A 25,050-nucleotide genomic window follows, 5' to 3' on the forward strand; every position below is an offset into this window, starting at 1 on the left:
ATCGGCTCAGTCCTTGCCCATCGGGTTGGGCAGATAACCGGTGAAGCCGGAAATCTTCCATCGTCCGTCGTGCAGGCGGCAGTAATAGAGCGTCTGCCAACGCATCACATCAAGCGTTCCGTCCGCCTTGCGGATGCCGCCGTCGAATTTCTTGCGCACCAGCGCCGTCTCGCCCTGTACCTCGATTTCTTCAAGCGTCGTCGTGGTGAAGATGGCTGTCCGGGGATCCTCACCATAACTCTGCGACTGGAAATCACGGGCCTGTTTCAGCCATTCGTCGCGGTAAGCGGCGAGGTTCGGAAAGGTGAGGGTCCATCGGTCGGGATCGGGGCTGCGGTTGCCGCTGATGCCGATAAATCCGTCCTCGACGAAATCACCGGCCACCATGCCCCAGTCTGCGGCGAGAAAGGCATCGATGTCGCGCGGCACCAGCATCTCCCAGATGCTGTGCCGGGCAGAGTCGGTCGCGGGAAATGGATTGATGAACGGATCGCGCATACACTGCTTCCCTAAATTCTTTTCATTCCTGACGAATTACTCTGGTCAAATTCAGTTTTTTGTGGTGGCTTGTCAACGATCGAAGAAAATAATTTGCATATGGGGAACTGATGTCGATCAACCGCGAGGCGACGGGAGGAATCCGTCTGCCTGTGCCTGCACGCATGGCCTGCCGGTCTGCCAAGGCGGCTGATATCGCCGATTGCATCCTTGCAGTCGAGCGCCTAGTTTCCCGGCCCTCGGAATAGTTGAGAGGGGTCGATATGGATATTTTCGCGCGCATTCAGGATGAGGCAGCCCAATTCTCGGCCTCCGAGCAGCGCATCAGCGAAATCCTGCTCAATGCCTTTGATTTCGCGGTCAATGCCTCGATCATCGAGCTTGCCGAGCGCGCCGAGGTCTCGCCGCCCACCGTCACCCGTTTCTGCCGCCGGCTGGGCTATCAGAGCTTTGCCGACTTCAAGGTCAACCTTGCCCGCACGGCCTATGTCGGCGTGCGTTACCTCAATCCGGAGGCGCAAAGCACCGAACCCGCCGATGTCGCGACGGACGTGATCACCAAGGCGCAGAACGCCATGTACATGGTGCACCGGGCGCTTGATCCGGCCATGCTGGACAAGGTGGCGGACAGGCTTGCCCGCGCCGAAATGGTCTATGCCTTCGGTTCCGGCGGCAACTCCTCGATGATCGCAGGCGAAATCCAGAACCGGCTTTTTCGCTTGGGATCACGCGTCACGGCATCGGCCGACAACAACATGCAGCTGATGCTGACGGCAGCGGCCCGCTCCAACGACGTGCTGATCGGATCGTCCTTTTCGGGCCGCAATGCCGAGCTGGTCAAGTGTTTCAAGCTCGCCCGCGACAACGGCATCACCACGATTGCCCTGACCCGCGCCGACAGCCCGGTGGCACAAGCGTCGGAACTGGTGGTCGGCATCGATCTGCCGGAGGGGGAAAACATCTTTCGGCCGACCTCGACGCGCTTTGCCTATCTTGCGGTTGTCGATGTCATCGCGAGCCTCGTCGCCTATCGCAACCGCAAGCAATCGCAGGTGACCCTGCGCCATATCAAGCAGCAACTGGTCGAGCACCGCGATGGCAGCGACGACCGTCAGCTTCTGGGAGACTAGTCCAATGCGCCCGATCCCGTTCCCGCGTCCTTGCAAGGCTCGGCTCCCATGAGCAGGATCGCCGTCGTCACCGGGGCCGCAGGCGATATCGGGCGGGCCATTGCCAAGCGCCTTGCAGAGAGCCACGACCGTGTCGCGCTGCTGGATCTCGACCCGCAGGCGCTCGACGCGGCGATGGTCGCACTCGGTGATAGCGGCACGTTCGACGCCTATGTCTGCGACGTCACGCGCGAAGCGGATCTGAGCGAGGCGGCTGTGACAATTGCCCGTCATGGTACCGTCCATACGCTCGTCAACAATGCCGGCGCTGCACGGGCAGTGTCGCTCGGTGATACCGATGGCGACATCTGGCGTCAGGACACCGCGCTCAATCTGGAGGCGCCTTATCTCTGCTTCCGCGCCTTCGAAAACGCCCTGAAGGAAAGTCGTGGCGCGGTGGTCAACATTGCCTCCGTCAACGGCCTCGCCGTCTTCGGTCATCCGGCCTACAGCGCTGCAAAGGCGGGCTTGATCCATCTGACACGGCTGATTGCGGTCGAATACGGCAAGCACGGGATCCGCGCCAATGCTGTGGCCCCAGGCACCGTGCGTACGCAGGCCTGGGAGGCGCGCGCCCGCGCCAATCCGCAAGTCTTCGAAGAGGCCAAGCGCTGGTATGCGCTGCAGCGCATCGCCACGGCGGAAGACGTGGCCAATGCGGTCTTCTTTCTTGCAAGCGAGCAGGCCGCTGCCATCACCGGCGTCTGCCTGCCGGTCGATTGCGGCCTGACGGCCGGTCAGGCCGAGCTTGCCCGCACTTTTTCGCAATCCGACAATTATTGATTTTCCAAAGCCGGGAGCATCACCATGGCCACAGCCGTCCAGTTTCGCCTCGAAAACACTTGGGTGCCCGTCGAGGGCGATCCGTGCGGCGCCTTCGTATTCACCCTCGTCAATTTGTCGGATGCCACGATCGAGAACTTCAAGCTGGCCTACACCTCCCTGACCCGCGTGAAGGATACCGAGGAGCCGATCTGCGAAAACGCCGTCTTCCTCAAGCGCAATGCCAATTTTCACCAGTTCGCGCCGCCGAGTGGTTTCGTATTGAGGCCCGGTGCATCCTGGCAGTTTCGAGTCGGTGGCCTGTGGCGCGCCGCCAAGCATCGCACCGACGGCGCCAAATCCGCCTATCTCACGCTTTCGTCCGGCCAACATGCCGCAGTCGCGGTCGCCGACCTGATGCTGGGCGGCGGTCACAGCGGGCCGCCGCCGGCGCTTCTGCCCGAAGGCAAGGTCACCGAGCCCTTCGCGATGTTGCCATGGCCGGCCGCTGCCAAGCTTGTTGCCGGCGAAACCGTTCCCGTCGCGCTATATCCTGCCGAGGGTGCCTCCCTGACGGAACTGCGCGCCGTCGAAAATGTGCTGCGCCTGTTCTGCCGGCTCTTTGCCGCCGGTCATGCGCCGCTGTCGCTTGCGCCGGTCCATGAGGGCAGGGCCTTGTCTTTCTCGCAGGACGAGACCCTCGGCGTCTCCGCTTATGCGCTCGCCTTTTCCGCCGAGACGGTCGCTGTCCGCTACGGCGATGTCTCGGGCCTGCAATATGCGTTGACGCTGCTGGCGCAGATGCTGCACGGCGCGCGCAGCGAGACTGCGACTTTCCGCTTCCCGGCTGGCGGTACGATCGACGATGCGCCGCGCTATGGCTGGCGTGGCTGCCATCTCGACGTGTCGCGGCAGTTCTATCCCGTCGACGACGTCAAGCGGTTGATCGACATCCTCGCCTGGTTCCGCATGAACACGTTCCATTGGCACCTTTCGGATGACGAGGCCTGGCGGCTCGAGATCAAGGCTTTCCCTGAGCTCACCACGACAGGCGTGCTTCGTGGTCCGGACGAGCCGCTTCTGCCGCAGCTCGGCAATGGCGTCGATCCCGTCGGCGGTTTCTACTCGCAGGAAGACGTGAAGGATATCGTTGCCCATGCGAGCGCCTTGCAGGTCGAGGTGGTGCCGGAAATCGACATTCCCGGTCACAGCACCGCCATGCTGGTGGCCCTGCCGGAACTGGTCGACGGCCAGGAGGCGCCGGACAGCTACCGCTCCGTCCAGGGCTACCCGAACAACGCGCTGAACCCGGCGATCGAATATACCTACGAGGTTCTCGGCAAGGTGTTCGACGAGATGGTCGAACTCTTCCCGTCAAAGCTTCTCCACATCGGTGGCGACGAGGTCGCGTCCAACACCTGGATGGCATCCCCGCTTGCCCGCAAGCTGATGGAGCAGGAGGGCATCGAGGGCACCTTCGGCTTGCAGAGCCACTTCATGAAGCGGGTCCAGGGCATGCTCGCCGAACGCGGCCGCAAGCTTGCCGGCTGGGATGAAGTGAGCCACGGCGGCGGTGTCGATCCCGAGGGCACCCTGCTGATGGCCTGGCAGAAGCCCGAGGTCGGGCTGGAACTGGCGCGCCAGGGCTACGACGTCGTCATGACGCCGGGGCAGGCGTATTACCTCGACATGGTGCAGGATGAAGCATTCCAGGAGCCGGGCGGAAGCTGGGCGGGCACAGTGCCGCCGCACCACACCTACACCTACGAAGCCGTCGCCGAATTCCCGGCCGAGCTTGCGGCACGCATGCGCGGCGTGCAGGCCTGCATCTGGTCGGAGCACTTCCTGACGCGGGACTACTTCAACCACCTCGTCTTCCCGCGCCTTCCTGCTATCGCCGAAGCGGCCTGGACGCCGAAAGCCAACAAAGACTGGCTGCGCTTTGCCGCCATTGTGCGCCTGAGCCCCCGCTATTGAGGCCCCCTTTTTGAGGATTGTCCGATGACCCTTCGCATTGCTGTTGGCGGAATACACACCGAGTGCTCGACCTCCTCGCCGGTTCTGATGCGGCCGGAAGATTTTCGCGTGCTGCGGGAAGGTGAGCTGCTGGGGGCGGCTTATTTCGACTTTCTCGATGCCGAAGACGTGCTGCACTTACCGCTCCTGCATGCCCGCGCCACGCCGGGCGGTCCCGTGGCACGCGCAACCTATGAAGGGTTCAAGGTCGAATTCCTCGACCGGCTGAAGGCGGCCTTGCCGATCGACGGCCTCTATCTCGCCATGCACGGCGCGATGAATGTCGAGGGAATGGACGATGCCGAAGGCGACTGGATTGCCGCGGCCCGGGCTGTGGTCGGCCCCGATGTCATCGTGGCGGCAAGCTACGACCTGCACGGCAATGTCAGCCAGAAAATCATCGACCAGCTCAATATCTTTTCCGGCTATCGCACGGCGCCGCACATCGATGTCCGTGAGACCATGGTGCGCGCCTGGTCGATGCTGGTCCGGGCCTTGCAGACCGATGAGCGGCCGGGCGTCGCCTGGGCGCCGGTGCCGGTCCTTCTGCCCGGCGAGCGGACGTCGACGGAGGACGAGCCGGCGAAAAGCCTTTACCTCAGGCTCCCCGAGCACGATGCCGTTTCCGGCATCTGGGACGCCAATCTGATGGTGGGCTATGTCTGGGCCGACGAACCCAGGGCAACAGCCTGTGCCGTCGTGACGGCAACCGACAGGCAGGCGGCCGAAACGGTCGCAGCGACGATCGCCCAGTCCTACTGGGATGCCCGCGAGGCGTTCCGCTTCGGTCCGGTCACCGGCCCGCTCGAGGAGATGCTGGAGATCGCTGCGAACACGGAGAGCCGGCCGATCACCCTCGCCGATTCCGGCGACAATCCGACCGGTGGCGGTGTCGGCGACCGGGCGGATGTGCTTGGAGCCCTGATCGCCCGGCAGACACAGGATGCGCTGATTGCCGGAATCACGGATCGTCCCGCGGTGGACGCCTGCTTTGCCGCGGGCGAGGGTGCTGTGATCTCGCTGAAGATCGGCGGCTCGCTTGATCCGGCAAGCCCGAGCGTGTTCGCCGATGCCTTGGTGTTGAAGCTCGACGCACCCGGCGATGCTGCGGATCGACAAGCGGTGGTGCGGATCGGTGGCATCACGCTTGTGCTTGCGGCCAAACGGCGCCCATATCACAACATCGCGGATTTCGTGGCGCTCGGCCTCGATCCGAAGGCGGTGCGGCTGCTGGTGGTCAAATCAGGCTACCTGTCGCCGGAACTGGCGCCAATTGCCAATCCCAACCTGATGGCGTTGACTGATGGCGTCATCAACCAGGACATCGAGAACCAGACGAGCCTCAGGCGGCATCAACCGACCTATCCTTTCGTCAAGGATTTCCCGTATAGCCCTGTCGTTCAGTTCTCCAGGCGTTTCCCGGTTTAAGATTTCGGGCAAGCGCGTGGCTGCCGTCAGGGGACGGCAGTCCTATTCCTTTCGAGTGCACCGATGTCGTCGACGCTTTCGCTGCTTTTGCGGCATCCGCCCATCCGGGTCAGTGCCCTGGCCATCTTCTTCTTCGGCTTCACCGGAGCGGCAACGTCGCCCTACATGTCGCTGATCGGCATTCGCGAGCTCGGACTGTCCGACGCCTTCTATTCGGCGATCACTTTCGTTGCGGCGCTGGTCAATGTCAGCGCCAGCGTCACCGCGGGCATCGTCGCCGATAGGCTTGGCCGTTTCCGCTCGTCGATGATCGCCGCCTCCCTGTTCGGCGTCGCCGGCTTCGGCATGGTCTATGCCTTCCCGACTGCGCCCACCTTCGTCCTTGCCGCACTGGTCTTCCTGCCGATCTTCGGAGCGCTCAATTCGTTGATATTCGCCAATATCCGTGCCAATGCCGGGCATATGCCGGCGCGCGAGCTGATGGCGGTCAACTCGGCCATTCGCGCTGTGCTGTCAGCGTCTTGGGTGCTGGTCCCCGGCCTCGTCGGCATTGCGCTCGCGGGCGCGCCGAGCATGTTGCCGGCCTTTCTCCTGGCAAGCCTTGCCTGTCTGGTTTGCGTGCTGCTCTTTTCGTTCGGCATGGGGCCGGAGGGGGCATCCGGCAGCGCCGTGCCGGTCAATCATTCGTTCCTGCGTTCGCTGGGGCAAATCGTGGCGGCACCTGTGCTGGTGCGGCTCCTCGCCATCGCGCTGATCTCGTCGATGCTGCATATCAACGGCACCATCCTGCCGCTGATCGTCACCGGTGCCGCCGGTGGTGCGCCGGCGGATGTCGGCGTCATCGTCGGTATCGTCGCCTTCCTCGAGATTATCTTCATCCTTTTCTGGGGGTGGGTTGAAGCGCGCACGTCCACCGTCTTTGCCGTCGGCGTCGGCGCGGCCATCTACTGCCTCTATCTGGTCTTTCTCGGCCTCGCCGACAGCCGGGTGGACGTCTATGTCCTGACGCTGATCAGCGGGCTCGGAGCGGCGGCGATCATCGCGGTGCCGATCAGCTATCTGCAGAACCTGATCTCCGATCGGGCCGGGCTTGGCAGTTCGCTGATCGCCGTCAACGTCTTCGTCAGCGGCGGACTGAGTTCCTTGTTGTTTGGTGTTGGCACGGGTATCAGCAATTATTCCGGAACGGCGCTGATCGGCGCGCTTGCTGGCGCGTGCGGTGTCGGGCTTCTCTGGCTGCTGGATGGGCCGCGGTTCTCGCGGCACCGGCGGGGATAACAGACGGGACTGGAGGTCATCGGTGAAGCCATTGCTTGAAGTCTGTGTCGACGATGCGGAGGGCCTGCGGCAAGCAGTGCTCGGCGGGGCTGACCGGATCGAGCTCTGCTCCAGCCTGGAGTCGGGTGGGCTCACCCCCTCGCGCGGGCTTATGGAGCTGGCCATAAGAGGGCCAATACCGGTGCATGCCCTGATACGCCCACGGGTCGGCAACTTCCGTTATGGAACCGAGGAGACGGCGGTGATGCTTGCGGATATCCGTTCGGCGCGCGAGGCGGGACTTGCGGGCGTGGTAATCGGCGCCTCACGGACCGATGGCAGCCTCGATGGCGACCTGCTGCGCGCACTTCTTTCAGCCGCCGATGGCATGGACGTGACGCTGCATCGCGCCTTCGATGTCGCTCCCGATCTTGCCGTCGCGCTCGATCATGCCATATCGCTCGGCTTCCGTCGCATCCTTACCTCGGGCGGCGCGCGGCATGCCGAAAGCGGTCGGGAGATGCTGCGAAAGCTCGCGGCTCAAGGGGCAGGGCGGGTGTCCATCATGCCGGGCGGCGGGATCCGGCCGGAGAATGCGGCAGACTTCCTGTCGCTTCCCGGCATTCACGAGCTGCATGCGTCATGCAGCGCACCTGTCGCCGTCGATGCAGGGCTTGTGGCATTCGGCTTCGAGGCGCCATCTCGGCGTCAGACGGATGGCGACACGGTCCGTCGGCTGAAACAGGTGATGGTGGCGGCTTCCGGTGCGTAGCCGTGCTTCAAGCCGTGTTCGCGCGCGGCGGTGCGAAGGCCGCTATCGTTTCATCGGCGCTCACGGGCTTGCTGATGTAATATCCCTGGACCGAGCCAACGCCGAGGGTCTGCAGAACCTGGAGTTCCTCCAGCGTTTCGACGCCTTCGGCAATCGCATCGAGCCCCATGTCGGCGCTGAGCGCGAGTACGGATTTGACGATCTTGAAACTCGTCTTACGCTGATGGATGTCGCGGACAAAGCTGCCGTCGATCTTGATCTTGGTGAGTGGCAGCTTGTGGACGTGGTTGAGGCTTGAAAAGCCGGTGCCGAAGTCATCGAGCGCAATGCCGGCGCCGAGTTCTCTCAGCATCTGGATCGAGTTGCTCGCCTGGTCGAAGTCGTGCAGGATGGCCGTCTCCGTGACTTCAAAATTGATCCTTGCCGGATCGAAGCCGCTTTTCAGCACGATCGCGACGATCTTCAGGCAGTTGTCCGGCGAACTCAGGTCATGGGCCGAGAGATTGAAGGATAGATAGACATCCTTCGGCCATTTCGACGCGACGGACAGCGCGCGCTCCAGCAACAGGCGGGTCATCAGGGTGATCCGGCCATTGTGTTCAGCAACGGGAATGAATTCAGCCGGCGACACGGGGCCGATCCTTGGGCTGTTCCACCGTGCCAGCGTTTCATAGCCGATGCATTTCAGATCGGTGGCGCGACTGATCGGCTGGTAGACAAGGTAAAGCTCATTTTCGAGATCGGCTGTGATCATCGCGTCTTCGACCACAGCCTGGCGCGAGAGTTCGTTCGCCTGGTCGGCACTGAAGATCACGGTACCAGCCCGGTGGCGTCTCTTTGCCGTATAGAGCGCGTAATCGGCGCGCTCATACACTTCCTGACCCGTTTGCCCCACATCCGGGTAGAGCGCAAATCCGACCGAAGCCGTGACCTGCACCAGACCACTGCCGATATTGATCCTTTGCGCAATGAGGTCGCAAATTGCTTGTCCGATGGTATTTGCCCTGGCTTCCGAGGCGTCTCCTTCAAGCAGGAGGGCGAATTCGTCTCCCCCCAGCCGGTAGATCGTCAGATCGCGCTCGGCCAGTTGCGAAAGCCGCTTGCCGATTTCGACCAGAACCTTGTCGCCGGCAGCATGACCATACATGTCATTGACCGGTTTGAAGCCGTCGAGATCGATGACGCCGACAGCGAGTGCGCCGGACTGTTCCTCAGCGCGCGCGAACGCCCGCTCCAGCATCTGGAAGAAGCTTCGCCTGTTGGCGAGCAAGGTCAGGGTGTCGAGATTGGCAAGTCGCAGGTTTTCATCCGAAAGCGATTGCATTGCCAGGTTTTGCTCGCGCATCGCATTCTGTTGTTGCAGCAAGGTCTGCCGCGATTCCATCAGCTGCCGGAAGTTCTGATAGTGGGTCAACAGGATCATGATCATCGGGATCGTGACCAGGATGACATTGGCCCCCGTGGCGATAAAGGTCGGCTCGCCTGTCAGGCACATCGCGATGAAGAAGGGGACCGTGACGGTGCCGGTGACGATGAGCGCCGCCGATCGCAGGTGCATCAGGCTGAAGATGCAGCCGATGACGGTAATGCCCATGAAGAAGACGACATGCGCCTTCTGATAGGCGTCGCCATACGGCAGGACCGAGAGCGCCCAGAGCGTGCACACAACGGCAATCGGGAAGGAAAGAAGATTGGTTGCCCGCAGCTGTTTGATTGCTTGTTGCGGGGTATATTCCCGCTGGCGTCCCTTCAGCCAGATGATGGATCGCAGGAAGAACAGGAGCACCAAGACACCGGGTACGACGGTCACCAGTGCGAAGGGTGCTGTACCCTGATGCGTCCATGCCAGCGACAGCATGTTCGTGGCCAGAATAAAATAGAGGATCGGCACCTGCTTTGAAAACGCCTGGAACTGCGCAAGCGTCAATTGCGGGTTCTCGTCGGGCACGCTCAAAATGCGCACCAGATCAGCGAGTTTCGCGCGCATGCTGGATGTCAAAGTCTGATCCGCCACTCGGTGCCCATTCCCGTCGCGTTAGTTTTCCAACTTCTACAACAGATGGTCTTAAGATATCGGAAAGCCGCACCTTGGAACCATCGCCGCCGGGTGTCGGCCAAGCTTGCCGAAGCCGAGCACTGCGTTTAAGTCTTGCCCGCACTATCGGAGGCGACGATTTGATCAGACGTGTTTGCATCGCTTTTTCCCTGAGCCTGACGCTTGCCGCCGGCACCGCAGAGGCCCAGTCCTGGGAGGCCATCGAGAGGGTCGAGCATTACAAGGTGAATGGCACGGAGCCGATCGAACTCTATCGGTCAATCGGCGAGCGCGGCCCCAAGATCAGCCTTGGCCGCACGATCGCCCATACGAGCTTCAAGCTCACCTGGCAGCGGGACTATCAGCAGCAGGGGCAGGCTTGCGTCTTGGCAACGGCAAAACCGAAGCTCATCATCACCTATACCCTGCCCAAGGCGGCGCAGTCGCTGCCGCCCGCCGTCGCCGCCAAATGGAAGGCCTTTTCAGACGGCATCGTCGAACACGAGAAGCTGCATGGCGAGTTCATGAAGGACCTGACCCAGCAGATCCAGGATGTCTCCATCGGTCTCAGGAATGAAAACGATCCGGGCTGCAAGAAGGTGCGCGCAGCCTTGCAGGCGCAGCTCAAGCCGATTTCGGACGCGCATGTGGCGCGCCACGGCGAGTACGACCGTGTCGAGATGTCACCGGGCGGTGCTGTGCATCAGCTGATCCTGACCTTCCTGAACCCTTGACGTTAACGGCGCCCGCAGGGAGGGCGCCTTTTTCGGCGTCAGACCCGCTCGAGCGCGATGGCGATGCCCTGCCCGACGCCGATGCACATGGTTGCGAGCGCGTAGCGTCCACCAGCTTCCTTTAGTTCCAAAGCTGCCGTTCCGGCGATGCGGGCGCCCGACATGCCGAGCGGATGGCCAAGGGCAATCGCGCCGCCATTGCGGTTGACGCGCGGGTCGTCGTCCGCGATGCCGAGATCGCGCAGCGTGGCGAGGCCCTGACTGGCGAATGCCTCGTTCAGTTCGATGACGTCGATCTGCTGCTGTATCAGTCCGAGCCGCGCGAGGAGCTTCTTCGAGGCCGGGGCCGGGCCGAAGCCCATGATGCGGGGGGGCACGCCCGCGGTCGCACCGCCCAGAATACGGGCGATGGGCGTCAAGCCGTAGGTCTTGACGGCCACGTCCGAGGCGATGATCAGGGCGGCGGCACCGTCATTGACGCCGGAGGCATTGCCGGCGGTGACGGTGGCACCGTCCTTCCGGTTGATCGGCTTCAGCTTGGCCAGCGCCTCGACGGAGGTGGTGCGCGGGTGCTCGTCGCGGTCGACGATCATGGGGTCGCCCTTGCGCTGCGGCACGCTGACGGCCACGATCTCTTTCGCCAGCCGGCCATTGGCTTGCGCTTCTGCTGCCTTGGCCTGACTGCGCACCGCAAAGGCGTCCTGGTCCTCGCGCGAGACCTTGAAGTCGATCGCCACGTTGTCACCGGTCTCCGGCATGGAATCGACGCCGTATTGCCGCTTCATCAGCGGGTTGACAAAGCGCCAGCCGATCGTGGTGTCGTAGATTTCGGCATTGCGCGAAAAGGCCGTGTCGGCCTTGGGCATGACGAAGGGCGCGCGGCTCATGCTTTCGACGCCGCCTGCGATCATCAGCCCTGCCTCGCCGGATTTGATGGCGCGGGCGGCGGTGATGACGGCATCCATGCCGGAGCCGCAGAGGCGGTTGATCGTGGTTCCGGTCACCGTGACCGGCAGGCCGGCAAGCAGCGCGGACATACGCGCGACATTGCGGTTGTCTTCGCCCGCCTGGTTGGCGCAACCGAAAATCACATCGTCGACGGCTTCCCAGTCGATGCCGGCATGGCGTTCCATCAGCGACTTCAGCGGCACGGCACCTAGGTCGTCGGCGCGCACAGAGGAGAGAGAGCCGCCGAAACGGCCGATGGGCGTGCGGATATAGTCGCAGATATAGGCTTCGGTCATGACGTCTCCTCCTTACAGTGCGGGCACGACGAGGTCGGCAACCGGACCGTCGGTGTGGAGCTTGGCGCCGGTCATGGCCTGGAGTTCGTCCATGGTCATCGCGGCAAGCTTCTCGCGCACCACGAACCTGCCGTCGACCACGTCGATCACGGCATGGCTCGTATAAATGCGGGTGATGCAGCCGACCCCGGTCAGCGGGAAGCTGCAGCGCTCGACCAGCTTCGGCTTGCCGTCCTTGGTCACATGTTCGGTGATCACGACCACCTGCTTTGCCCCATGCACCAGATCCATGGCGCCGCCGACAGCGGGAACGCCCTTGGAGCCGACGCGCCAGTTGGCGAGGTCGCCGTTTTCGGCGACCTGATAGGCCCCGAGGATCGCAACATCGAGATGGCCACCGCGGACCATGGCAAAGCTGTCGGCATGGTGGAAGAAGGCGGCACCCGGCTTCAGCGTGATGGCCTTCTTGCCGGCATTGATCAGGTCCCAGTCTTCTTCGCCGGCGGGTGGTGCCTCACCGAAGTTCAGCACGCCGTTTTCCGTGTGGAAGATGGCCTGACGCCCTTCCGGCTGGAATTTGGCGACCATTTCCGGAAAGCCGATGCCGAGGTTCACATAGGCGCCGTCGGCGATGTCCTGGGCGGCGCGCCAGGCGATCTGGGCGTTGGAGAGCTTGATGTCGTCGCGGGTGTCGATTGCTGGTGCGTCGGTCATGCGTGGGCCACTCCGGCTCGGATCAGCTCTTCTTCCTGTTGCGGATTGGCGACTTCCACCACGCCATCGACGAAGATGCCGGGTGTGATCACCTGCTCGGGATCGATTTCGCCGGGCTGCACGATCTTCGAGACCTGGGCGATGGTTTTGGCAGCCGCCATACACATCAGCGGATTGAAGTTGCGGCCGGCCATCCGGTAGGTCAGGTTGCCCATCGTGTCGCCGAGATGCGCCTTGACGATGGCGAAGTCTGCCTTCAACCAGCGTTCCTGCACGTATTTGCGGCCGTCGAATTCGGCGATCACCTTGCCCTCCGCCAGTTCAGTGCCGTAGCCGGTCGGGGTGTAGAAGGCCGGAATGCCTGCCCCCCCGGCCCGGATGCGCTCGGCCAGCGTACCCTGCGGTACAAGTTCCAGCTCGATCTCACCGGCAAGATAGCGGTCGGTGAAGGCGCGCGGATCGGAGGAGCGGGGGAAGGAGCAGATCATCTTCTTCACCATGCCCGCATCGATCATCGCGGCGATGCCGATCCGGCCATTGCCGGCATTGTTGTTGATGACCGTGAGGTTCTTCGGGCTGCTCGTCTGGCGGAACCTATCGATCAGGGCATGGATGAGTTCGATCGGTGCGCCGGAGCCGCCGAAGCCCCCGATCATCACCGTTGCGCCATCGCCGATCCTTGCGATCGCCTCGGCAATATGTGGGATTGTCTTGTCCATCGAACCTCCCGTTGCAGCTGCATGCCGCCCTTTCCTTCAGACATAAGGCGGGCCTTCTGTCGACAGCAAGCGATTTGTGCGTTATTCGATATTTGTTCGATAATCGCACAAAATGTAGGGCATACGATCATGGTGGACGCGCGCGATGTGATGGGCGGCTTTGTAAAAGGTTTGAGGGTCATGGAAGCCTTCGGGCCGGATCACCAGCGGTTGAGCATTGCCGAGGCCGCGGAGCGCAGCGGGCTCGATCGGGCGACGACCCGCCGCTGTTTGCTCACGCTCGCCGAGCATGGCTATGCGGATTACGATGGCAAGTTTTTCGCACTTACATCGAAGGTCCTGCGGCTCGGCCATGCCTGGCTGTCATCAACGCCGCTGCCGCTTCTTCTGCAACCGCACCTCGATCAGCTGTCGGAGCGTGTCGGGCACAGCGCTTCGGCCTCGGTTCTGGATGGAACGGAGATCGTCTATATCGCGCGCGCTGCACAAAAGCGGGTCATGTCGATCAATCTGATGCCGGGATCGCGGCTTCCCGCCTATAGCGCGTCAATGGGCCGGGTGCTGTTGTCGGGCCTTGCCGACGCCGAGGTGATGGCCATCCTTGCCGCTTCGGAGCTGAAGGCCAATACGCCGCATACGCTGGCCGATCCGCAGCAATTGCTGGCGGAGATCGCCATGGTTCGTGAGCAGGGCTATGCGGTCATCGATCAGGAACTGGAAATCGGTCTTTGCTCCATCGCCGTGCCGATCCGCAATGGGCGAGGGCGGATCGTGGCTGCCATCAATGTCGGGGCGTCGGCGGCAGTTCTTGCCGCGCGCGACTTGCCTTCATACTGCCTGACCGCAATGAGGGAGGTTCAAGACCGGCTTGCGCCGCTGCTCCCGTAACACGGGTTACGCCAGCGCATTTGCCACGTCGCGCAGTGTCTGCATCAGCAAGGCAAGTGGCATCGAGGGAATTGCATCCGATCGCACAGTCAGTCCAACAGGGCCTTTCGTCTCGCTCGTGTCGATGGGAAGGGCGACCAAAACCTGGTCCGCGAGATCCCTCGCCACGACGCCGGCTGAAATGATCCAGATCGCATCGGTTGACCGGACAAAGGCACGGCCAAAGCTGTCGGACACCGTTTCGATCTGTGTGGGCAGGGCAGAAATGCCGTTCGCAATGAGGAAACGCTCGACAAAGGGCCGAATGATGGAGGCGCGCGTCGGCATCAGCACGGGATAGCGCTCCAGTTCGGTAAACAGGTCCGAGCTGTCGGCCGTCAGCGGATGACCGTTTCGAACGCAAAAGATGACCTGCTCGGAATAAAGATGCTCAAAGGAGAATCCGACCATCTGTTCGGGTGCCGCAAGGCGGCCTACCACAAGGTCAAGATCGCCCACGCGGAGCTGCTCCAGGAGAACGGCGTTCTCGCCCGTGACGATCTTGATGCGCGCCGGAATACCTTCCGCGAGAAAGCGTGTCATCGCCTGCGGCATGATCCGGGTCGAGACGGTCGGCAAGGCGCCGATGCGAATAGGAGGGGCATCCGCATGCACGGCATGGGAGACGGAATCGAACCCCTGTCTGAGTGCCGTCAGCGCCGCGCCCGCATGTTTCAAAAAGGCTTCGCCATACCGCGTGATGCGGATGCCGCGTCCGTCGCGCTCGAAGACCGCCACTCCCAGGACTTCCTCGAGTTCCCGGATGGTCTTCGTCACCGCCGGCTGACTGACATGCAAAAGTTCTGCCGCCTTCATCACGCTTTTCTGGCGTGCGACTTCTACGAAGGTCTGGAGATGGCGAAACTTGACGCGGTTGTCGATCATAGCAATTTCATAACCTGACGGTTAAGGATTGAGCCTAAAACATCATTTTACCTAACCAAATCGCCTGCGCAATATGCCGGTCAGGGAGGATAGTCCGTGCAATTCGTTCAAATCGGCAAGGTCGCGCTTCACTACCAGACCATCAGCGGTCCTCCGGATCGCCCCGTCCTGGTCTTCATAAATTCGTTGGGAACCGATTTTCGCATCTGGCGCGATGTGCTGGTGAGGCTTGTCGGCTCGTGCCCGCTGCTGGTCTACGACAAGCGCGGCCATGGCCTCTCGGATGAAGATGCCGGCCATGCTTCAATCGACGACCATGTCGATGATCTCTTCGGACTGCTGACGCATCTTGATATCCGCAGCTGCGTCATCTGCGGCCTTTCGGTCGGCGGGCTGATTGCACAACGCCTCTATCAGCGCCATCCCGATCGCGTTCAGGCGCTTATTCTTTGTGACACTGCTGCCAAGATCGGAAGCGCCGAGAGCTGGAATATGCGCATTGAAGCCGTCCGGGACGGCGGCCTGTCGTCCATCGTCGATGGGGTCATGCAGCGGTGGTTTTCGCCGGCCTTCCGCGCCGAAGACAACCCGGGCTACGCCGGCTATCGCAACATGATGCAGCGCCAGTCGGCAGAAGGTTACATAGCGACCTGCGCTGCAATTCGCGATGCGGATTACACCGATGCCCTCGCGCAGATTGCCGTGCCGACGCTGTGTCTGGTGGGGGATCAGGATGGCGCGACACCCCCGGATCTGGTGCTCGATATGGCTAGGCGCATTCCAAAGGCGCGGTATGAAGTCATCAAGAATGCCGGTCACATTCCCTCAGTGGAGCAACCGGAGGCCATGACGCATGTCATCGAAGCCTTCCTCCAAACACTTGTCTCAGGAGATGCCATTCATGGCTGAGGCCGAAACTTCCTCCAAACGGTATTCGCAGGGCATGGCGACGCGCCGTTCGGTCCTGGGTGATGCCCATGTGGACCGTGCGTCATCGGCAACCACGCCCTTCGACCGACCGTTTCAGGAGATGATCACCGAAGGCGCCTGGGGAACAGTCTGGTCGCGTCCCACCTGGTCGAAGCGCGAGCGCTCGATGGTAACCATCGCGCTTCTCGCGGCCTTAGGCCATGATGAGGAGGTGGCCATGCATGTGCGTGCTACCGCGAATACGGGAGCGAGCCGGGAGGATATCTGCGAGGCTCTTTTGCATGTCGGCGTCTATGCCGGCGTGCCGGCGGCCAACCGGGCGTTCAAGATCGCCAAGCAGGTTTTCGAGGAGATGGATATGGCAGCAAACGGGGGAGGGGCGGATGTCTGATCTATTGAACAGGAAGCCCGAGACGGGGGCTTTCTTTCCACGCGACCGGGACTGGCATCCGCCGGCCTATACGCCGGGCTACAAGACATCCGTCTTACGCTCACCGCAAAAGGCACTTCTGTCGCTGGATGGCACCAGGTCCGAGATCACCGGCCCCGTCTTCGGCCATTCGATACTTGGCGAACTCGACAACGACCTGATCCACAACTTCGCCAAACCGGGCGAGAGTGCGATCGGCGAGCGCATCATCGTGCATGGCCGGGTGCTGGACGAACGGGGCCAGCCCGTTCCCGGCGCTTTGCTCGAATTTTGGCAGGCCAATGCCGGTGGTCGCTACCGTCACAAGAAGGAAAGTTATCTCGCAGCGCTTGATCCGAACTTCGGAGGGTGTGGGCGGACCATAACCGACGAGAACGGTTATTACGCCTTCCGAACCATCAAGCCCGGCCCCTATCCTTGGCCGAACGGGGTCAACGACTGGCGCCCGGCGCATATTCATTTCTCGATCTTCGGGCACGGCTTTTCGCAGCGCCTGATCACCCAGATGTATTTCGAGGGCGATCCGATGATCTGGAAGTGTCCGATCGTCATGACGATCCCGGATCGACGGGCGATCGAGCAACTGGTGGCAGCGCTCGACTGGTCGGCGACGATCCCGATGGATGCGCGCGCCTACAAGTTCGACATTATTCTGCGGGGACGCCGTTCGACGCTGTTTGAAAATCGGATGGAGGGCAATTGATGGTGCAGTCTCTCGACTATCTGAAGGAGAGCCCTTCGCAGACCGCTGGCCCTTATGTGCATATCGGCCTGACCCCGAACTTCGCCGATATCCAGGGCGTCTATCCTTCTGATCTCGGCACGGCCATGGTCAACGACCGGACGCGTGGCGAGCGCATCACCATAACGGGCCGGGTGATCGATGGCTCTGGGACACCGCTCAGGGATGCGCTGATCGAGATCTGGCAGGCTGATTGCGACGGGCTTTACAATAGCCCGTCCGAAACGCGCGGCAGTGCCGATCCCAATTTTACCTGTTGGGGGCGTTGTCCCTGCGATCTCTCGACCGGCGAATACCGGTTCGATACGGTCAAGCCGGGCCGTGTGCCCTTCCGGGATGGGCGCCTGATGGCGCCGCATATCTCGTTCTTTGTGGTTGCCCGTGGTATCAATCTCGGTCTCAACACGCGGCTTTATTTTCCTGATGAAGAGGCGGCCAATGCGGAGGATCCTATCCTGTCGCGCATCGAGCATCGTGTCCGGGTGCCAACGCTGATTGCGCGCAAGGACGGCGCCACCTACCATTTCGACATTCACCTGCAGGGAGACAAGGAAACGGTCTTTTTCGACATCTAGGACCGTTTTTGCTTCATCATGACCGCATCCGTCTTCGATCATCCCTTCCTGTCCGGCCTGCTCGGCGACCCGGAAACGGCAGCCCTGTTTTCCGCTCAAGCGGATCTGGCCGCCATGCTGCGCATCGAAGTTGCCCTGGCGGACGTGCAAGCGGCATGTGGTCTTGTTCCAAAGGCCTCCGCTGAAACCATTGCCGGGCTCGCCGAGACCTTCGTGCCGGATATGCATATGCTCGCGGTGGCGACGGCGCGGGACGGTGTCGTCATCCCGGAACTGGTGCGTCAGTGGCGCGCGGCTTTGGGCGAAGCGGGCAAGGATCTGCATTTCGGCGCAACCAGCCAGGATGTGATCGATACCAGCCTGATGCTGCGGCTCCAGTCTCTCTGCCAACTTTTGACTGGGAGGCTCGAACGCCTGGAAGCCAATCTCGGTCAGCTCAATCAAAAATTCGGTGCAGCAAGGCTCATGGGCCATACCCGCATGCAGGCCGCCATCGAGATTTCCGTCGCCGACAGGATTGTCGCATGGCAGGCACCGCTTGCAGAGCTGCAGGGGCGGCTTGCGCATTGGCAGAGTGCCGGGCTGCCCTTGCAGTTCGGCGGAGCAGCCGGAACCTTGGATAAACTTGGCGATCAGGGTGCCATCGTGCGAAGCCAGCTCGCTCAAAGGCTTGGCCTTGCCGATCGGCCGCAATGGCACGCCCAACGCGCCATCATTGCCGATGTCGGCAATACGCTATCGCTTGTCAGCGGCAGCCTCGGCAAGATCGGCCAGGATCTGGCTCTGATGGCGCAATCTGGCACGGCTATCATCGGCGGCGGCGGCGCTTCCTCTGCCATGCCGCACAAGCGCAATCCGGTAAAGGCGGAGATCCTGGTGACGCTTGCCCGCTTCAATGCCGTACAGGTGGCGGGTCTGCATCAGTCGCTGGTGCATGAGCAGGAACGATCCGGTGCCGCCTGGACGCTCGAATGGTTGCTCCTGCCGCAGATGGCGATTGCCGCAGGTGCGGCCACCCGAATTGCCCTTGATCTTCTTGCCTCCATCGAAGCGCTGGGGCAGGCGGACTGATTTGTCCGCGTTCATCCTCGCCTGTGCGGTTGCGGCCAGGCCGAAATCCTCCGCCTTGCGGTGCGCCCCTCAGCATGGAAGATCTAGGTTTACTTTATTAAGCTGGAATTAGGTTTCTCATCCCATTTTGATCGTTTGAAAGAGACTGTCCCGTGCTCGGTATCAAAGCGGGATTGGGGGAGAAGCACGTGTTCATCGACCGCATTTTGTCGCGCTTCAGCATCCAAACCAAGGTGCTGATTTTCATATTGCCTTTTGTCGTCAGCATTTCTGCCGTCGGGTTTACCGGGCTTTATGCCTCCGGCCTTCTGCAGGGGCGTATCGAGATTTCCAACAGCGTGTTGCAGTCGCTGAGTGGCTTTCGCGATGTTTCAGCGGCCATGTCGACATTTCTGGCGGAGACGAACGACGAGACGCGCGAGGATGTCACCGGTCGCCTGAAGCAGCAGCAGGACAATCTGCACACCACGCTTTCGCAGCTTCCGGCCGATGCCGATGGTCGCACCGAACTCGAACAGGCGAGTGGCCTGGTGGATACGGTCGTCAGCCATGTTGGCGAGCTCTGGAATTTGCATGAGCGCGAAGGCGAGCTGGTCGGCCTTCTGCAAAAGGGCAATGAAGCTGTCGTTGTGGCCCAGGGGCGAGTGGCTGCCAGCATGCTGGAAACCGAAGCCAAGCTGAAATCCGATGACACGGCCGCGAAATCGATGTTGCGCGAAGCGGAAAACATTCGCAGCACCGGCACCTTCCTCACCGAAACGAATTCCGGCTTTACCAAAGCTGCCACGCCTGAACTGAAATACGAGTTCATCAAGGGGCGGCTCGACGAACTGGCCACCCGTCAGACGATGCTCGTTGAGGCGCTTCCTGCCGCCAACCAGTCCGCGGCCAAGACGCTCGACAAGATAATCGCCGATCTCAAGACCATGCTTGCCGCCGGCGATACGTCAGAGGACGCGGTCAAGACCATGGCTGGCAGTCTGCGCAACTTCACCCAGCTCAATGCCTATCTTGGTCTTGCTGCCCAGCAGAAGATGAAGGAGGCAACCATCCGGTTTGCCGAGCTCGATGGTCCGCTCCTCAAGGCAGAGGCCCTTCTTGCCAGCGGCCGTCAGGTCACGACGGTGGGTTATGCCTTGCAGATCGTCATGGCGCGTTTTCTGCTCGAGCCGAGCGACGAAAATCGCACGCTTCTGAAAACGCAAATCGACGCAGCGCGCGAAGCTCTGGCATCGCTTGGCAAGGTTGCCGCCGAGGATCAAGCACTGGTCTCGATCGTCAACGACCTCGGCCCTTCGCTCGCAACCATGGAAACGGCAAGCGCCGATCTCGTTGCCGTCAGCAAGGAAAGCGGCGAAAGCTATCTCCGTGCCGGCTCCGATCTCAACGTCATCTGGGGCAAGCTTACCAATTTTGCCGAGGTGCAAAAGGTCAGCGCCGGCGAAGAGCGCCAGGATGCCAATTCGATTTCCATCGGCGCCACCATTCTCGGCATTCTGATTTCGATCTTTGCCGGTATTGGTCTCGTTCTCACCTTCAAGGGGCCAATCGGCCAGATCACGGGTGCCATGCGCCGTCTGGCCGAAGGGGGGCTTGATACTAGCATCAGCGGCGAGAGCCGTGTCGACGAAATCGGCGAGATGGCCCGCGCCCTTGGCGTCTTCAAGCAGAACGCGCTGTCCAAGATCGAGATTGAAAGCCGCAGCGAAGCGGAGCGGGCGCAGGCGGAAGAAGAACGCCGACGCAACGATATGGAAAAGCAGGAAACCGACCGCCAGATCGATTTTGCGGTCAACGCACTGGCCGCCGGTCTGCGCCGCCTGTCGCAAGGCGATATTTCCGAAGTCATCGACACGCCTTTCCACGGTCGTCTCGAACAGTTGCGCACCGACTTCAACCAGTCGCTTGCCCGGCTGCAGGATACGCTGACGCAGATCCGCGCAAACACGCAGCACATTCAACGCAACGCCGTCGAAATGACCGGCGCTGCCGACCAGCTGTCGAAGCGGACCGAGCAGCAGGCGGCCTCGCTCGAAGAGACTGCGGCCTCCGTCGATGAAATCACGGTGACGGTGCGCCTGTCGGCGGAGCGGGCACAGGAGGCAAACCAGATCGTTGCCGAGACCAAGTCGCGTGCCGATACGTCTTCGGTCGTTGTCGGCAATGCGATCGATGCCATGGGTCGCATCGAGGCGGCGTCCGGTCAGATCGTGCAGATCATCGACGTGATCGACGAGATCGCCTTCCAGACCAATCTTCTTGCGCTCAATGCCGGGATCGAGGCTGCGCGGGCCGGCGAAGCGGGCAAGGGCTTTGCGGTCGTTGCCCAGGAAGTGCGCGAACTTGCCCAGCGATCGGCAGGGGCTGCCCAGCAGATCAAGGATCTCATCAACAAGTCCGGCTCCGAGGTTGCCTCGGGCGCCAAGCTTGTCCAGGAAACAGGTGCGGTTCTCTCCGAAATCTCGACCAATATTGTCACGGTCGCCGATCGTGTGGCTGCCATCGCGACCGCTAGCCGCGATCAGTCGACAGGGCTTGCCGAGGTCAACGCCTCGGTCAACCAGATGGACCAGATGACCCAGCGCAATGCCGCCATGGTCGAGGAAACCACGGCTGCAACCCGTCAATTGGCGGAGGAAGCCGATACGCTGATGCAGCTTGTCAATCGCTTCAAGCTTGCGCCTGGATCAACCTCCGGCCAGCGCAGCATGGGCCAGGCAGCCTGATCATCGGCTGTGAGGTGGCGCGGCACGCGTCACCTCACAGCCGTCAATTGGCCGGGCGACGGAACAGCGCTTTCCAGTTATCGATAAACCTTGCACGCGTTGCCCTGTCCTGTGCTGCAAGGAGCGCCGGGCTGATGCGGATCGGACGGCCAATGCCGGACTCGATCAGCGCCTCCGGCCCCTCGACGCCTTCGGGCAGGGGGGCATTTTCCGCAAAGAAGAAAGCCTCCCTGCGCGCAACGTCGCGGCCCCTGTCGGAGAGCAGATAGTCCAGGAAGCGCTGCGCCTCCCGCTGCTGTGGCGAATGGCGGGGAATGAGAGCGCCACGCGACAGGATGAGGGTATAGTCTCCGGGGATCACAACCTTGAGGTCGGGGTTGCGCAGTGCAGCCGCGTAGGCATACGGACCCAGCACGTTGTAGGCGATCCTCAGTCGGCCATTGGCAATTTCGCCCAGAACCTCGTTGTTGCAGCATCGCGTGATGACGTCGGCCCGGCTCAGACTTTCCAGCAGCCGGCCAAAGCTTGTCGGCGCCTGCAGCGCATCGTGGAAAGCCAGGAGATAGCCAACCCCGGAGGCCTCGATGTCGTAGGTGCCGATCCGGCCACTGTAGATCTCGGGTTTGGCACGCACGAGTTCGGCAATGTCCACATGACTGCGCGGCACATCCTCCGGCGGCACCCGGCGACTGTCGTAGACAATCACGGCAGGTTCGAACGTGAAGCCGAACACCTCATCGCGCCAGTTGGCCCAGTTGGGAACGCTGCGGGTTTCTTCCGAGACATGTGCCTGGGCGCAGCCGTCATTGGCGAGCTTCACCAGTTGATCGACGGAGGACGACAGCAAGAGGTCGCCGAAAGGCCGGTCTTCGACGCAGGCGGCCTCGGCATCGCGGAACAGGTCGTTGGTGACGTAATCGTTGAACTCCACGGCGACATCCGGGGCCATCTGCTGAAAATCGATGATCAGCGGCCGCATGGCATCCGCATCGGTTGCTGCATTGATCACCAGGCGCACCCGCTCAGTGCCAAGGGCAGGCAGTATTGTCTGCTCGCCTTCGGCGGCGACTGCCTGAGGCGCGCCGAACCCGACCGCCAGAAGCGTCATCGCGCCGACTGTCGTCAGAAACCTTGTCATCGGCTCTCATCCTTGATCAGTGGCAGTTCCAGGATGACTGCAAAATTGTTCGTCGGGGTCTTCTCGATAAAGGACAGGGTCCCGCCGAGCGCTGTTGCCACTTCGGCGGCAATGGCGAAACCGAGGCCTGAACTTCCCTCGCCGGATTTGGACGAGACAAAGCGCCCCGTGACCTTTGCCCAATCGCCGGGCGCGATACCCGGACCATCGTCCATCACCTCAAGACGCGCGAAATCGCCGCGCCTGAGAACCCTGACTTCGAGCATCTGCAATGTCCCGTGGCGCAGCGAATTGTCGATGATGTTGACGATCGCTTCCCGCAGGCTCAGGCCATCGCCCATGACGAGCAGATCTTCATCGGCAGCCTCGAAGGAGACCACCGTGTCCGGATCGATCGTGATGGGGACGGCCGCGTGGAAGGCCTTGCGCGCGATGTCGGTCAGGTCGACAGGCGAAAGCTGCACGGAATCGAAGCGATGAATGACCATGGCATGATTGAGCAGCTGGGTGGTGAAGCGGGCAAGCTCGTTTGTCCGGCTCTTGACGCGGCTCAGATGCCGCCGATCATCCTCGGAAAGGGAACCCTCGTCGATCAGGCTGACCTGGGCCGACAGCGCGGTCAAGGGAGTGCGGATCTGATGGGCGCTGTCGGCAATGAAGCGCTGTAGGACCCTCAGGCGTTCATCCAGCCTACGCATGAAGTGGTTGATGGAATCGACAAAGGGGCTGAGTTCGCGCGGCACAGCAATGTCGAGCGGGGTCAGGTCCTGAGAATCGCGGCGGCGCAACGTGTCTCCAAGCATATCGAGCGGTCGCAGCGAATAGCGGACTGCCAGCACCGTGCCTCCCAGAGCGAGCACACTCATCAGCACGACAAGCAGCAGCGCCCGCGTGGTCAATTCGGCCGTCAGGCTCTGTCGCGCCTCGGTCGTCTGGGCGATGATCACATGAATCCAGCCGCCGACGCGCGGATCGGCGACAGCGCGGCTGGCGACAACGAGCCGGACTTGCTGGCCGCGATACTTTGTGGTTCGAAATGTCGGTTCGGCGCGCGGCGCGCGCACATCGGCCTCACGCCCGAGATCTTCATAGCCGGTCACCGTTTCGCCCTCGGGCTTGACCACGCGGTAGAACACCTTGTCACGGGACGCCAATCCCAAAAGCTCGAAGGCGCTGGGTGGCAGATTGACCTCGATGTCTCCGTCGACAACGGCCAGACTTTCGAGGATCTGCGTCGCGGCACCCTGCAACAGCCTGTCATAGGCTTCGTCTGCCGCGGCCTTGGCGTAGATCCATGCCGCGGTCACCAGGATTGCGGCGCCCGCGGCCAGTACCATGGTGACGCGGATCACAAGCCGTGAAAAGAGTGAGGGTTCAGTCTTCCGCATCGGTCACCAGCTGATAGCCGACACCGCGAACCGTGATGATGCGCGCGCCGCCGCCCTCGATCTTCTTGCGCAGCCGACCGACATAAAGCTCGATCGCGTTCGGTCCGGCGGCTTCATCGAAGCCGAACAGCTGATCGAGAAGCTGTTCCTTGGAAAACACCCGGCCCGGTCGGGTTGCGAATATTTCCAGAAGGGTCATCTCGCGCCGCTTGAGCTGAACTTCCCGCTTTCCGACACGGACGGAGCGCTGGGATCGGTCGAGCACAATGTCGCCCACCGTGATGATATTGGTTGCCTCGCCGCCGGCGCGGCGGCGCAGCAGCACGCGGGCACGGGCTTCAAGCTCCCGGAAATCAAAGGGTTTTACCAGATAGTCGTCCGCGCCGAGATCAAGCGCGCCAACCCGATCGTCAATTTCAGACCGGGCGGTCAGAATGAGGACGGGCACCGGGTTCTTGTTTTGCCGGATCTGCCGCAGGATGGAAAACCCGTCGAGACCGGGGAGCATCACATCCAGGATGACGAGGTCATATTCGGTGAAGTCGAGAATATCTGCGGCGGCCCGGCCATCCGTCTGCCAATCAACCGTGTGGCCGATCGTTTCGAAGCGACGGCTGATGGCCTCGCCGACATCGAGAGTGTCTTCCACGAGTAAAATGCGCATTGTGGAACGCTGACACGGATAGAGGCAGGGATCAAGCGGTCGGGCGGCGTCCTCCACGCGTTTACGGTTTAGACAGCATTGTGACAGGTTTGGGGCATAGCGTTCCCTCGCCGGTCAAGGGAGTGAGCTGCGGCCGGTCAATGAGGGAGGAACCTCAGCGTTCAGATTTCACCGATTGTGCGGCGTCGACGATGCCAGCGCTGGGCGTGAGAATGCGCGAGGCCTC

Annotated in this window: 23 protein-coding genes; 14 read left to right on the forward strand and 9 right to left on the reverse strand. The window is 61.9% G+C overall.

The annotated features are described in order from the left end of the window. Positions 1–6: 6 nt before the first annotated feature. The gene (locus FAA97_RS18635; RefSeq protein ID WP_136600076.1) at positions 7–498 is read right to left on the reverse strand and encodes a hypothetical protein; all 492 of its coding nucleotides are present in this window, start codon (positions 496–498) and stop codon (positions 7–9) included. A 263-nt stretch (positions 499–761) separates the two neighbouring features. Between FAA97_RS18635 and FAA97_RS18640 the strand changes: the two genes are divergently transcribed. The 6 genes from FAA97_RS18640 (at position 762) to FAA97_RS18665 (ending at position 7,902) form a co-directional block, all read left to right on the forward strand. Continuing rightward, positions 762–1,628 (forward strand): MurR/RpiR family transcriptional regulator, encoded by an 867-nt coding sequence (locus FAA97_RS18640; protein ID WP_136600077.1) that lies wholly within the window; start codon positions 762–764, stop codon positions 1,626–1,628. Between the two features lie 48 nt (positions 1,629–1,676). After that, the gene (locus FAA97_RS18645; RefSeq protein ID WP_136600078.1) at positions 1,677–2,450 is read left to right on the forward strand and encodes an SDR family oxidoreductase; all 774 of its coding nucleotides are present in this window, start codon (positions 1,677–1,679) and stop codon (positions 2,448–2,450) included. Positions 2,451–2,474: 24 nt separating this feature from the next. Then, the gene (locus FAA97_RS18650) at positions 2,475–4,406 is read left to right on the forward strand and encodes a beta-N-acetylhexosaminidase (RefSeq protein WP_136600079.1); all 1,932 of its coding nucleotides are present in this window, start codon (positions 2,475–2,477) and stop codon (positions 4,404–4,406) included. Positions 4,407–4,430: 24 nt separating this feature from the next. Beyond that, positions 4,431–5,873, forward strand: a complete 1,443-nt coding sequence (locus tag FAA97_RS18655) for a M81 family metallopeptidase (RefSeq protein ID WP_136600080.1) — start codon at positions 4,431–4,433, stop codon at positions 5,871–5,873. A 63-nt stretch (positions 5,874–5,936) separates the two neighbouring features. Further along, the gene (locus FAA97_RS18660) at positions 5,937–7,151 is read left to right on the forward strand and encodes an MFS transporter (protein ID WP_136600081.1); all 1,215 of its coding nucleotides are present in this window, start codon (positions 5,937–5,939) and stop codon (positions 7,149–7,151) included. Positions 7,152–7,173: 22 nt separating this feature from the next. Further along, positions 7,174–7,902, forward strand: a complete 729-nt coding sequence (locus FAA97_RS18665) for a copper homeostasis protein CutC (RefSeq protein ID WP_136600082.1) — start codon at positions 7,174–7,176, stop codon at positions 7,900–7,902. A 7-nt stretch (positions 7,903–7,909) separates the two neighbouring features. On the opposite strand, the gene FAA97_RS18670 is transcribed toward FAA97_RS18665, so the two are convergent. After that, entirely contained in the window at positions 7,910–9,889 is a 1,980-nt protein-coding gene (locus tag FAA97_RS18670) for a putative bifunctional diguanylate cyclase/phosphodiesterase (protein WP_136600083.1), read from the reverse strand. A gap of 188 nt (positions 9,890–10,077) precedes the next feature. Between FAA97_RS18670 and FAA97_RS18675 the strand changes: the two genes are divergently transcribed. Then, the gene (locus tag FAA97_RS18675; protein ID WP_206110061.1) at positions 10,078–10,671 is read left to right on the forward strand and encodes a DUF922 domain-containing Zn-dependent protease; all 594 of its coding nucleotides are present in this window, start codon (positions 10,078–10,080) and stop codon (positions 10,669–10,671) included. 38 nt (positions 10,672–10,709) lie between these two features. Here the strand turns inward: FAA97_RS18675 and pcaF are convergent, their stop codons facing one another. From pcaF to FAA97_RS18690, 3 genes are read right to left on the reverse strand one after another with little or no spacing between them, the layout of a single operon-like run. Further along, positions 10,710–11,915: a 3-oxoadipyl-CoA thiolase gene (pcaF, locus tag FAA97_RS18680; protein WP_136600084.1), complete on the reverse strand. Its 1,206-nt coding sequence runs from the start codon at positions 11,913–11,915 to the stop codon at positions 10,710–10,712. Between the two features lie 12 nt (positions 11,916–11,927). Further along, positions 11,928–12,629, reverse strand: coding sequence for a 3-oxoacid CoA-transferase subunit B (locus FAA97_RS18685; protein ID WP_136600085.1), 702 nt, complete (start codon positions 12,627–12,629; stop codon positions 11,928–11,930). After that, a complete protein-coding gene (locus tag FAA97_RS18690; protein WP_136600086.1) occupies positions 12,626–13,348 on the reverse strand; it encodes a 3-oxoacid CoA-transferase subunit A in 723 nt (240 codons plus the stop codon). The genes FAA97_RS18685 and FAA97_RS18690 overlap by 4 nt, the downstream gene beginning before the upstream one ends. Before the next feature lie 132 nt (positions 13,349–13,480). On the opposite strand from FAA97_RS18690, the gene FAA97_RS18695 reads away from it, so the two are divergent. Beyond that, the gene (locus FAA97_RS18695) at positions 13,481–14,236 is read left to right on the forward strand and encodes an IclR family transcriptional regulator domain-containing protein (RefSeq protein WP_136600180.1); all 756 of its coding nucleotides are present in this window, start codon (positions 13,481–13,483) and stop codon (positions 14,234–14,236) included. Between the two features lie 6 nt (positions 14,237–14,242). On the opposite strand, the gene pcaQ is transcribed toward FAA97_RS18695, so the two are convergent. Further along, a complete protein-coding gene (gene pcaQ / locus FAA97_RS18700; RefSeq protein WP_136600087.1) occupies positions 14,243–15,160 on the reverse strand; it encodes a pca operon transcription factor PcaQ in 918 nt (305 codons plus the stop codon). Between the two features lie 96 nt (positions 15,161–15,256). Here pcaQ and pcaD point away from each other — a divergent pair, with 96 nt between their 5' ends. The 6 genes from pcaD to FAA97_RS21120 all read left to right on the forward strand — a co-directional run bounded on the left by pcaD (position 15,257) and on the right by FAA97_RS21120 (position 21,634). Continuing rightward, positions 15,257–16,069, forward strand: a complete 813-nt coding sequence (pcaD, locus tag FAA97_RS18705; protein WP_136600088.1) for a 3-oxoadipate enol-lactonase — start codon at positions 15,257–15,259, stop codon at positions 16,067–16,069. Continuing rightward, on the forward strand, positions 16,062–16,481 hold the full coding sequence (pcaC, locus tag FAA97_RS18710; protein WP_136600089.1) for a 4-carboxymuconolactone decarboxylase: 420 nt from the start codon (positions 16,062–16,064) through the stop codon (positions 16,479–16,481). Before pcaD ends, pcaC begins: the two co-directional genes overlap by 8 nt. Then, complete coding sequence (gene pcaH / locus FAA97_RS18715) at positions 16,474–17,223, forward strand: protocatechuate 3,4-dioxygenase subunit beta (protein WP_136600090.1); 750 nt, start codon at positions 16,474–16,476, stop codon at positions 17,221–17,223. The genes pcaC and pcaH overlap by 8 nt, the downstream gene beginning before the upstream one ends. Next, complete coding sequence (gene pcaG / locus FAA97_RS18720; RefSeq protein WP_136600091.1) at positions 17,223–17,837, forward strand: protocatechuate 3,4-dioxygenase subunit alpha; 615 nt, start codon at positions 17,223–17,225, stop codon at positions 17,835–17,837. Before pcaH ends, pcaG begins: the two co-directional genes overlap by 1 nt. 18 nt (positions 17,838–17,855) lie before the next feature. After that, positions 17,856–18,908, forward strand: coding sequence for a 3-carboxy-cis,cis-muconate cycloisomerase (locus FAA97_RS18725; protein WP_136600092.1), 1,053 nt, complete (start codon positions 17,856–17,858; stop codon positions 18,906–18,908). Positions 18,909–19,096: 188 nt separating this feature from the next. Then, the gene (locus FAA97_RS21120; protein ID WP_168801050.1) at positions 19,097–21,634 is read left to right on the forward strand and encodes a methyl-accepting chemotaxis protein; all 2,538 of its coding nucleotides are present in this window, start codon (positions 19,097–19,099) and stop codon (positions 21,632–21,634) included. Positions 21,635–21,677: 43 nt separating this feature from the next. Here FAA97_RS21120 and FAA97_RS18735 read toward each other — a convergent pair whose 3' ends face one another. Genes FAA97_RS18735 through FAA97_RS18745 form a run of 3 tightly spaced genes read right to left on the reverse strand, consistent with a single transcriptional unit; the run spans position 21,678 to position 24,824 of the window. Next, on the reverse strand, positions 21,678–22,772 hold the full coding sequence (locus FAA97_RS18735; protein ID WP_136600093.1) for an ABC transporter substrate-binding protein: 1,095 nt from the start codon (positions 22,770–22,772) through the stop codon (positions 21,678–21,680). Continuing rightward, positions 22,769–24,160: a sensor histidine kinase gene (locus FAA97_RS18740; protein ID WP_136600094.1), complete on the reverse strand. Its 1,392-nt coding sequence runs from the start codon at positions 24,158–24,160 to the stop codon at positions 22,769–22,771. Before FAA97_RS18740 ends, FAA97_RS18735 begins: the two co-directional genes overlap by 4 nt. Further along, positions 24,147–24,824, reverse strand: a complete 678-nt coding sequence (locus FAA97_RS18745; protein WP_136600095.1) for a response regulator transcription factor — start codon at positions 24,822–24,824, stop codon at positions 24,147–24,149. The genes FAA97_RS18740 and FAA97_RS18745 overlap by 14 nt, the downstream gene beginning before the upstream one ends. Positions 24,825–25,050: the final 226 nt, after the last annotated feature.

It is taken from the genome of Peteryoungia ipomoeae, from assembly GCF_004912165.1.
In the GTDB taxonomy this organism is placed as follows: domain Bacteria; phylum Pseudomonadota; class Alphaproteobacteria; order Rhizobiales; family Rhizobiaceae; genus Allorhizobium; species Allorhizobium ipomoeae.

Excerpts from the sequence above, each read along its gene's own strand:
- FAA97_RS18725 (WP_136600092.1), top strand. The coding sequence starts at position 17,856 with ATGACCGCATCCGTCTTCGATCATCCCTTCCTGTCCGGCCTGCTCGGC.
- FAA97_RS18685 (WP_136600085.1), bottom strand. The coding sequence starts at position 12,629 with ATGACCGACGCACCAGCAATCGACACCCGCGACGACATCAAGCTCTCC.
- FAA97_RS18645 (WP_136600078.1), top strand. The coding sequence starts at position 1,677 with ATGAGCAGGATCGCCGTCGTCACCGGGGCCGCAGGCGATATCGGGCGG.
- FAA97_RS18690 (WP_136600086.1), bottom strand. The coding sequence starts at position 13,348 with ATGGACAAGACAATCCCACATATTGCCGAGGCGATCGCAAGGATCGGC.
- FAA97_RS18740 (WP_136600094.1), bottom strand. The coding sequence starts at position 24,160 with ATGCGGAAGACTGAACCCTCACTCTTTTCACGGCTTGTGATCCGCGTC.
- FAA97_RS18670 (WP_136600083.1), bottom strand. The coding sequence starts at position 9,889 with ATGCGCGCGAAACTCGCTGATCTGGTGCGCATTTTGAGCGTGCCCGAC.
- pcaC (WP_136600089.1), top strand. The coding sequence starts at position 16,062 with ATGGCTGAGGCCGAAACTTCCTCCAAACGGTATTCGCAGGGCATGGCG.
- FAA97_RS18660 (WP_136600081.1), top strand. The coding sequence starts at position 5,937 with ATGTCGTCGACGCTTTCGCTGCTTTTGCGGCATCCGCCCATCCGGGTC.
- pcaF (WP_136600084.1), bottom strand. The coding sequence starts at position 11,915 with ATGACCGAAGCCTATATCTGCGACTATATCCGCACGCCCATCGGCCGT.
- FAA97_RS18635 (WP_136600076.1), bottom strand. The coding sequence starts at position 498 with ATGCGCGATCCGTTCATCAATCCATTTCCCGCGACCGACTCTGCCCGG.
- FAA97_RS18655 (WP_136600080.1), top strand. The coding sequence starts at position 4,431 with ATGACCCTTCGCATTGCTGTTGGCGGAATACACACCGAGTGCTCGACC.
- FAA97_RS18650 (WP_136600079.1), top strand. The coding sequence starts at position 2,475 with ATGGCCACAGCCGTCCAGTTTCGCCTCGAAAACACTTGGGTGCCCGTC.
- FAA97_RS18640 (WP_136600077.1), top strand. The coding sequence starts at position 762 with ATGGATATTTTCGCGCGCATTCAGGATGAGGCAGCCCAATTCTCGGCC.
- pcaQ (WP_136600087.1), bottom strand. The coding sequence starts at position 15,160 with ATGATCGACAACCGCGTCAAGTTTCGCCATCTCCAGACCTTCGTAGAA.
- pcaG (WP_136600091.1), top strand. The coding sequence starts at position 17,223 with ATGGTGCAGTCTCTCGACTATCTGAAGGAGAGCCCTTCGCAGACCGCT.
- FAA97_RS18745 (WP_136600095.1), bottom strand. The coding sequence starts at position 24,824 with ATGCGCATTTTACTCGTGGAAGACACTCTCGATGTCGGCGAGGCCATC.
- pcaH (WP_136600090.1), top strand. The coding sequence starts at position 16,474 with ATGTCTGATCTATTGAACAGGAAGCCCGAGACGGGGGCTTTCTTTCCA.
- FAA97_RS18735 (WP_136600093.1), bottom strand. The coding sequence starts at position 22,772 with ATGACAAGGTTTCTGACGACAGTCGGCGCGATGACGCTTCTGGCGGTC.